Origin of the sequence: Desulfovibrio sp., from assembly GCF_035644575.1 — a bacterium.
Classification (GTDB): Bacteria; Desulfobacterota; Desulfovibrionia; order Desulfovibrionales; family Desulfovibrionaceae; genus Desulfovibrio.
This window is the reverse complement of sequence record NZ_DASQOG010000021.1, coordinates 1-8167: the sequence shown is the minus strand read 5'-3', so window position 1 is coordinate 8167 and position 8167 is coordinate 1. Positions and strand designations below refer to the sequence as shown.

Sequence of the window (8167 nt, the reverse complement as noted above, 5' to 3'; positions counted from 1 at the left end):
CCCCGGCGGGTGCAGCGGGCCGCATCTGGCCCTTGCCCTGGACGCCGCGACGGATGAAGATATGAGCGAAGATCAGGGCGGATTCACCTTCTGCATCAACAAGGAGCTTCTTGCTCAGGTTGAAGGCGTGAAGATTGATCTCTCCTACGCGGGTTTCACAGTTGAACCCACGGTGCCCCTGCCCCAGACGGGCGGTGGTTGCAGTAGCTGCGGCGGCGGCTGCGGACACTAGAAGCAAATGACTTGCAAACCGGGTGGCAGCCTTTTGCTGCCACCCGGTTTGACCATGTAGACAAAGTCAGCATGGTCGGAAATCAGGAGCAGGCTGCGGCTCTGCCGCGCCGTAACGCGCCAGATTTCCGTGCCTTTCCGCCCGGCGGCCTTGCCGACGAAGGCGGCGCAAAACCCGTGAAAGGGTTTTGTTATCAATATTGGACGGCAGCCTCCGGCTGCCGCCAGGTTTATCGTCGGGGGCGGCGCAGGCTGCCCCTTGTGCTGTTATATAACCCCCCACAGGTTCATGGACACTTTCGGCGCACTGCTCTCAAGCAACGACAGGCAGATATATCTGGAACGCAGCGGCATGGTCACGCGCTGCCGCCTTGCCTGCGAGGCTCTGGACAAAGGACGCAGCGTGGCCCTTGTGGCCCGCACCCGCGAAGAATTCCACGCGGCCCGCGCCCTTGCGGCCCTTTTTTCTCCCGAAATTTCTCTGGCGGATCCGGCAGTTGTGCGCCCTGCATGGCAGTGGCCCTGCCTGGGGCTGCCAGCCCTGAGCCAGTGGCAGGACAAACCCTCATGGGCTGCCCGGCTTGCCGCGCTGTATTCCCTCACCCTTGGCAAACCGCGTGTGCTGGTGGTTAGTATTGAAAGCCTGCTGCTGCGCTACATGCCGGTCAATTTTTTCCACACGCGCACGCTGGAACTTGGCAAGGGCAGTGATTACGCTCCCGAGCTGCTGCTGGAGCAGGCGGTGGAGTGGGGCTACGAGCGCGTTGCCATGGTCACGCGGCCCGGTGAAATGGCCCGGCGTGGCGATATCCTTGATCTATACCCCTCTGGCTATGCCCGCCCCGTGCGACTGGAATTTTTTGGCGACACGCTGGAGGAGATGCGCTTCTTTGACGCGGAGACCCAACGGTCTTTGCAGGGATGCGACGAACTGACCCTGCTGCCTGTCAGCCCGCTAGCCTTTGATGCGCGCGAGACCGAGGCCACGCGCAAGCGCTTTGACCGCATGTTTGCCGAAGGCCGCATTGGCGAAAACGACTGCTATTCCTTTAAAAAATCGCTGGATGCTGGCGGCGCTGGCCTGCTGCCCGGTTGCGCCGTAGAAGCTCCCAGCCTGCTGGAAGACTGGCTGCCGCAGGATTGCCTGTGGTTGCTGCCCGGCGAGGCCGACAGCGCCGAGGCCCTGCGGGATGGCCGCCTTGCCCTCAAGGAGCGGCTTGAGGCCGAGGACGCGTCCCTGCCCCAACCCGCGGCGCTGGCCCTGCGTAAAAGCTCGCAACCCGCCCCGTGGAACGCCTTTCAGCGCGTGTACGCCGAACCTCTGGTCATGGGCGTGGAAGAGCGCGGTCTGGATTTTGCGGAAAGAACCCTGCATTCCTTCAGCGATCTTTTTCCTCTTTCCGGCGCGCAGGATCGCCCCTGGCAGCATCTTGCCACCGCTCTCAAGGAGTGGCAGGGCGCGCGCAGGCAGGTGGTGCTGAGTTTTTCATCTGGTCGCAGCCGCGCAAAGTTTCTTAAACTGGCAGAGCAGGACGGCATCCTTCCTGCCCAGCGCTATGCGCCCGACCAGCGCGGTCTTTTTGCGCTTGTTTCACCCTTCCGCCAGGGGGCGGATCTGGCGTGGGACAACGCCCTGGTTCTGGGCGAGGATATCCTGTACCCCAAGGCGGAAAAGACGCCCCGCGTTTCTTCGCGTGTTTTCAAGGGGCTGGATTCCTTTGACGATCTCAAGGCTGGCGATCTGCTGGTGCACCGCGATTACGGCATTGGCCGTTTTGCCGGGCTGCACCACATGGACGTCAACGCCGTTGCCAACGATTTTCTGCTTATCGAATACTCCGGGCGCGACAAGCTCTATGTGCCTGCCGACCGCATGGGACTTATCCAGCGGTTCAAGGGCTCGGAAGGCGTGGAACCCGCGCTGGACCGGCTGGGCGGCACAGGCTGGACTTCGGGCAAGGAGAAGGCCCGCAAGGCCATTGAAAAGATCGCCGCCGACCTTGTGGAAATGTACGCCTACCGCAAGGTGACCAAGGGCTTCCGCTATGACCCTCCGGGCGAGCTGTACCACGAATTTGAGGCCACATTCGGCTTTGAAGAAACGCCCGATCAGGCCAAGGCCATTCAGGACGTGCTGGATGACATGGACAAATCTCAGCCCATGGACAGGCTCGTGTGCGGCGATGTGGGCTTCGGCAAGACGGAAGTCGCCCTGCGCGCTGCATTCCGCGCCGCTTCCGAGGGGCGTCAGGTGGTGCTGCTTTGCCCCACCACGGTGCTTGCCGAGCAGCATTATCAGACCTTTCGCGCGCGTCTGGCGGGCTTTCCCGTCAATGTGGGGCTGCTCAGCCGGTTTGTGACGCGACCAAGGCAAAAGGAAGTTCTCAAGGCTGCCGCCACCGGGCAGGTGGATATTCTCATTGGCACCCACCGTGTGCTCTCAAGCGACGTCAAACTCCCCAATCTGGCACTGCTCATTCTGGACGAAGAACAGCGCTTTGGCGTGCGCCACAAGGAAAAGCTCAAGGCCCTTAAAAAGAACGTGGACGTGCTCACCCTGACGGCAACGCCCATTCCGCGTACCTTGCAGCTTTCCATGTCCGGCATACGCGAGCTTTCCATTATTGAAACCGCGCCGCAGGATCGCAAGCCTGTGGCTTCGGCTGTGCTGCGGCGGGATGATTCCGTGCTGCGCAAGGTGCTTGAGCGGGAGATCGAGCGCGAAGGCCAGGTGTTCTGGGTCTACAACCGTGTGCAGGGTCTGGAGCGGGTGGCCGAATACGTGCATACCCTCGTGCCCACGGCCCGGGTAGGCATGGCGCACGGGCAGATGTCTGAAACCGAGCTTGAAGACACCATGCACAAGTTCTGGCATGGCGAGCTTGATGTGCTGGTATGCACCTCCATTGTTGAATCAGGGCTGGATTTTCCCCGCGCCAATACGCTGGTGGTGGATCAGGCCCAGATGTTCGGCCTTGGGCAGCTCTATCAGCTGCGGGGCCGCGTGGGCCGTAGCGACAGGCAGGCCTACGCCTTTTTTGTGGTGCCGGATGCGGAACGCCTCACCTTCATTGCGGAGGAACGCCTGCGCATCATTATGGATATGGACTACCTGGGGGCTGGTTTTCAGGTCGCCATGGAAGACTTGCGCCTGCGCGGCGCGGGCAATATTCTTGGCGAGGTGCAGTCGGGCCACATGTGCCGCGTGGGCCTTGATCTGTACCTTGAAATGCTGGAAGAGGCCGTGGGCCGCCTCAAGGGGACGCCAGAAGCGCAGACCGTGGAGACGGAACTTACTTTGGGCTTGCCTGCGCATATTCCCGCATCGTACATTGAGGACGGGCGCGAAAGGCTGCGCTGCTACAAAACGCTCACATCCGCCGCCGGCGGTGCGGCGCGCGAGGAAGCGGCCCTCGGCATACGCGACAGGTTTGGCCCCTTCCCCGAAGAACTGCGCAACTTCCTTGCCGTGCTGGATTTCAAGCAGTTCCTCACAGAGTTGCAGGTGCAAAAGGCCGATGTGCACATCAATCATGTGCGGCTTGTCTGGCCGGACGGGCAGACCGCCGTGCAGCCCGAGTGCATTGTAGCCCTGACGGCTTCCATGAAGGACGCGCGCATGCTGCCGCCTGCCGGGCTGCATCTGCCGATGTCGCCTGATGTTTCATTCCCCGAGGGGCTGGACAGGTTGCGCACCGCCCTTGAAGGTATTCGTGTTAAAGCCGGGGCATAGTGCTGGTTTGCGCCTGTGTCTTTTTTTCAGGTCATAGAACTGGTCTGAATGTATGGGAAAAATGGTGGACGGATTCATGCAGCCCCTCATAGCTTTGGCGCGTTTTTTTCAGATCGGCGCTCGGTCTGCCCGCATGGCCCGCCCGCTGCGCGTGGCGCTGGCCTGCTGTTTTTGCCTGTTGTTGGCAGCCTGTTTTGAAACCCGGCTCCCCGACGGCGTGGTGGCTACGGTCAATGGCGAGCCCATCAGCTTGCGCAGATTGCAGACCCTGCTCGACAGCCGTTCGCCTTCCCTTGGGGCCATGCGCACTCCTTCGCTGGAAAACATGCGGCGCGAATACGGCGAAGGGCTGGGCACTCTGATCATTTACGCTCTGGTGCGGCAGGATTTGCAGCGGCTCCAGATGTCGGTCAGCCCTGCCATGCTGGAAACAGCCGTGGCAGAAGTAAGGAATGATTACGGCGGCGCTGACGGGCTAGAAAAATATCTGGCTGAAGAATCAATTGACCCTTCAGAATGGCGCGCGTTGCTGCTTGACCATCTTTCCATGCTCACATTTGAAAAACGGGTTCTTGCAGCGGGCATCCGTGTTTCGCTGCCTGAACTGCGCGACTACTACCAGACCCACGAAGACGATTTTCAGATGCCCGAAACTCTGCGCGTCTGCCTGATTTCTGGCGAATCGCGCAAGGACGTGGAAGGCTTTTGCGCCGTATTTCCCGGTGGCATGAGTGAAGCGCGCAGCAAGGTGCAGCTCCAGTGCCAGAATGTGCGGCCCACCGATCTGCCCCAGGGCTGGCGCAAGGCAGCTGCCGGACTCAAACCGGGCCAGTGTGCCCCCGTGCGGCAGGAGGAAGGCCTGTGGCGCAGCCTTGGGCTGATTGAAAGCCGCCCGCCAGCGCACATCAGTCTGGCGGAGGCCTATCCGCTGGTGGAAGGCATCCTGCGGGAGCAGAAGATGTCTGAGGCTTTTGAGCGCTGGCTTGAAAAGGCTCTGGCCAGCTCCGTCATCATGGTGGGCAAGGAGCTTGCCCCCGACCTGCTCGCTCCCCCGGCGTCGCACGCTGGCGGGCAGGGCAGCGATGCACCCGCCGTGCCTGATGTTTCTGGCGCTGCGGAGGACATGAAGGCTTTGTCCCCTGGCAAGGATGATGTGTACGAGGGCGACGTGCTTGAAGGTTCCCACGATCCCAGGGCCAATGGGACATTGGAAAATCAGGGCCATAATCCAGAAACGGCCCCTGCTGCAAAAGCCTCTGGCGATCAGCAGCGCAGGCGCGACAACGGCGGCTCCGCGCGGCGCCGTTGAGGCTTTGCATGCAACATGCCCAGACTGGCTGATGGCTGCGGTTGCAGCGGTTGCATTGCATGTTGCGCTGGATTGGGATATAATTTTACAGATAAAGCGCGGAATTTTTGCGCGCAAGCAGGGAGTATAACGTGAGAAAAACGCTTATTTTGGCGCTGGTTATCTGTTTTATGACCGCTTTTGGCGCTCAGGCCGCACAGATCAACAAGGTGGCGGCCGTGGTGAACGGTCAGGTTATAACCATGTTTGATCTGCAGAAAAACGCTGTTCCTGATCTTATGCGGGCGCGTATCAATCCCAACGATCCCGCCCAGGCCAAGGCCGTGGACGCCGTGCTGCGCAAGGCGCTGGACGGCATGATCATGGATATTCTGGTTGCGCAGGAAGCCAAGCGTCTCAAGATTTCCATTTCTTCTGCTGAAATTGACAGCGAAATCACCAAGATCATGAAGGCGAACAACCTCACCAAACAGCAGTTTGAAGAACGCCTGGCCCAGCAAAAGACCAGTGTCGGCGAACTACGTGGCAATATTGAAAAAGGCTTGATTCGCCAGCGTGTTATGGCAATGGAAGTGGGCCGCCGGGTTGTTGTGACCCCAGATGAGATCAAGGCCTACTACGAAGCTCACAAGGCCACCCTGTATGACCGCTCAGGTCTGCACATGGCCCTTCTGGTGTATCATCCCAATGCCAATGCTGCGGCATTGGCTGCGCAGATCAAGTCTGGCGCGGTTTCGTTTGAGGAAGTGGCGCGCAAGTATTCCATCGCTCCCAATAAGGAAAACGGCGGCGACATGGGCGCAGTGGAGTGGGACAAGCTCAACCCCGAGTGGGAGGCCCGTCTCACCAGCATGAAACCCGGCGATGTAACGGATATTTTCGAGCTTCAGGGCCGCAAGGCGCAGGTGCGCCTGTACCGCCCTGGCGGCGGTGAAATCAAGATGCTCACCTTTGAGCAGGCCAAGCCGATGATCGACGGCATTCTGCGCCAGCCCAAGGCTATGGAGCGTTTTGAAGACTACACCAACCAGCTTCGCAGCCGGGCCGTTATTGATATCAGAATGTAGCAGGGCCGCCACGGGTGGTTCCGGCTTTTTGCTGGCAACCGCCGCCCCCTCGGGGCGGCAAGACCATTATCGAGGCTTTTCATGACCTTAGTGGAATTGGGCGCTGCTTTGCGCGTTGAGCGCGAAAAGCGGGGTCTGGACATGGAAGATGCGGCAAACAAGCTGAAAATCAGCGCCCGTCTTCTGCGCGCTTTGGAGGAAGGGGACGAGACGTCCTTGCCCCCTCTGGCGTACACCAAGGGGTTTATCCGTTCATACGCGTCCTATGTTGGCCTTTCGGCTGAGGAAGTCAGTGAGGCGCTTGGGGCGCTTGAGGCTGCTTCTGAACCCGTTGCGCCGCAAAATGTTTATGAGCCCGAGATGGTTCTCACCCCTCGGCGTAACCTCAAGCCCATTCTGGCCGGGCTTTTCATGGTGTGCGTGGTCGCTGTGGTGCTGGTTGCCTGGCAACAGGGGGTCTTTGACTTCCTGAGTCGTCAGACGCGCCGTCTGGCGCAGCCCGCCCCCTTGCAGAGCGCCGAGTCTGTTGACCCCGGCAATCTGGCCAGTCGGCCTTCCGCCCCTGCTGCCCCCGCTCAGGGACAGGCTCCAGCCCCGGCGACTGTCAGCCAGCCACAAGGCGCTGCTGCTCCTGCACAGGGGCAGGCTCCGGCCCAGGCGACTGTGCAAAGCTCTGCGCAAAACTCGGCGCAGGCTTCGGCCCAATCGGCAAGTCAGCCAGCTGCCCCAGGTTTGCCCCCTGTGCGCGGCACTGCCGCCAGCGCACCTGTCGCGAATGCGCCCGCTGCTGGCACGCCGGCTTCAATGCCTCCGGCTACTCCGGCGGCCTCTGCCGCTGCGCCCGCAGCCGCTTCGCAGGGTAGTGACGTGCCCGTAGGTGCCCACAAACTTATTATCACCGCCACAGAAGAATGCTGGATTCACTCCAGCGCAGACAAGACCGATACTCGCCAGTTTTCGCTGCATAAGGGCGATACCTTTGCCCTCACGTTCAGCAAAAGCCTGGAGTTGAAGCTCGGCAACGCTGGCGGTGTGCGCCTGCGGTATGACGGTGAAGAACTGCCCCCGGCGGGACAGAGCGGTCAGGTGCGCAATCTGGTGTTTCCCCCTGCGGACAGGCCATGACCGAATGGGCAGATCACGCGCTTGTGCTGCGAATCGGGCACTTTCGCGAATCAGATCTGTGGCTGAAAATGCTTTGTCGCAAACACGGCCTGCTGACGCTGTTCGCCTTTGGCGGCAGCCGCAGCAGGCGTCGTTTTTGCGGCTGCCTGGATGTACTTAACAGCCTGCATTGCAGGGTAAAGGCCTCGGGGCGCGGCAGCTTTCTCAATCTTGAGGAGGCCGTGCTGCTGGGCGGACCGCAAAACTTGCGCGGAAACTGGCGGCGCATGGGGCTGGCGGCCAACTGCCTACGGTTTGTGGAGGCGCTTGGCGTCAATGACGAAGGCGCGGACGAGGCCTTTCTGCTGGTTGAAGATTTGCGCAAGACGCTGGAAGAAGCGGAAAATGTGCCCTCGCTGCTGCCCCTGTTTTTCCGCCTGCGTTTTGCTGGCGTTTTGGGTTTTGCGCCTGATCTGGGCCGATGCGGCACCTGCGGCGCGGCCATAACCGGCCCCGCGCAGTTTGTGGTTGACGAGGCCCAGTTGCGTTGCCCTTCGTGCCGCGCGACAACGGGACCAGCGCGGTATGGCGTGGAACTGGGCGCGTCCGGGCTTGACCTTTTGCGTCATGTGCAGCAAGAATTTCCCTCCGGCTGGCATGCGGAAGAACTGCCTGCGGCAGATCGGCGCGCGTGCGCCAAGGTTATTGACGGTTTTGTGCAAT

Annotated in this window: 6 protein-coding genes; all 6 read left to right on the top strand. The window is 60.8% G+C overall.

All coding sequences use genetic code 11. The features are described 5' to 3' along the window. Positions 1-232 (top strand): IscA/HesB family protein (locus tag VEZ52_RS00870; RefSeq protein ID WP_324835132.1); only part of this gene is annotated, 232 nt, incomplete at its 5' end. A gap of 288 nt (positions 233-520) precedes the next feature. Continuing rightward, positions 521-3964 (top strand): transcription-repair coupling factor, encoded by a 3444-nt coding sequence (gene mfd, locus VEZ52_RS00865; RefSeq protein WP_324835131.1) that lies wholly within the window; start codon positions 521-523, stop codon positions 3962-3964. Between the two features lie 76 nt (positions 3965-4040). Next, entirely contained in the window at positions 4041-5273 is a 1233-nt protein-coding gene (locus VEZ52_RS00860) for a peptidylprolyl isomerase (RefSeq protein WP_324835130.1), read from the top strand. Positions 5274-5380: 107 nt separating this feature from the next. Continuing rightward, positions 5381-6340 carry a SurA N-terminal domain-containing protein gene (locus VEZ52_RS00855; protein WP_324835129.1) on the top strand — a complete coding sequence of 320 codons (960 nt, stop codon included), beginning with the start codon at positions 5381-5383 and terminating at the stop codon, positions 6338-6340. 81 nt (positions 6341-6421) lie between these two features. Further along, positions 6422-7465, top strand: a complete 1044-nt coding sequence (locus tag VEZ52_RS00850; protein ID WP_324835128.1) for a helix-turn-helix domain-containing protein — start codon at positions 6422-6424, stop codon at positions 7463-7465. Next, the coding region (recO, locus tag VEZ52_RS00845) for a DNA repair protein RecO (RefSeq protein ID WP_324835127.1) at positions 7462-8167 on the top strand (706 nt) is incomplete at its 3' end. The genes VEZ52_RS00850 and recO, both read left to right, overlap by 4 nt.

Coding starts and splice junctions, on each gene's coding strand:
- mfd (WP_324835131.1), top strand. CDS start 521: ATGGACACTTTCGGCGCACTGCTCTCAAGCAACGACAGGCAGATATAT.
- VEZ52_RS00860 (WP_324835130.1), top strand. CDS start 4,041: ATGCAGCCCCTCATAGCTTTGGCGCGTTTTTTTCAGATCGGCGCTCGG.
- VEZ52_RS00850 (WP_324835128.1), top strand. CDS start 6,422: ATGACCTTAGTGGAATTGGGCGCTGCTTTGCGCGTTGAGCGCGAAAAG.